General features: G+C 76.2%; 1 protein-coding gene. It reads right to left on the reverse strand.

Going from position 1 to position 478, the window contains the following annotated elements; genetic code table 11:
- Positions 1 to 478, reverse strand: a 478-nt coding sequence (locus GT042_RS08980; protein WP_161308174.1) for an O-antigen ligase family protein, incomplete at both ends; no start/stop codon positions are given.

A 478-nucleotide genomic window follows, 5' to 3' on the forward strand; every position in this document is an offset into this window, starting at 1 on the left:
GCCCGGCCGGCCGGGCCGTCGCCAGCCCCGCCAGCAACCCCGCCCCCGCCGTCACCGGCGCGAAGCTCAGCGCGTTCCCGACACTCGCCAGGGTCGCCAGCGCCGTCAGGGTCGCCCCCGCCGTCAGGACCACCGGAGTGGAGCAGGGCGAGCGGACCAGTCCGTAGAGCAGCCAGCCGAACGCCGCCGCCAGCAGGAGCAGCCCCACCACCCCCTGCTCGGACACCTCCTGCAACGGCGCCGAGTGCGGTTTGCCGTCCGTGTCCAGCGACTGGAGCGCCGTCGGGCTGAGGTCGCCGAACCGGTCGGGCCCCACCCCCAGCAGCGGATGCTCCTTCGCCAGGTCGACCGCCTCGTGCCACAGCTGCACCCGGTTCGCGGTCAGCTGCCCCTCCAGGGACACCGACAGGCCCTCCGGCAGCCCGCCCTCCGCCACCGCCCACGAGCCGCCCACCACCAGCGCCGCGACCAGCGCGAG

It is taken from the genome of Streptomyces sp. SID3212 (assembly GCF_009865405.1).
Taxonomy (GTDB): Bacteria; Actinomycetota; Actinomycetes; order Streptomycetales; family Streptomycetaceae; genus Streptomyces.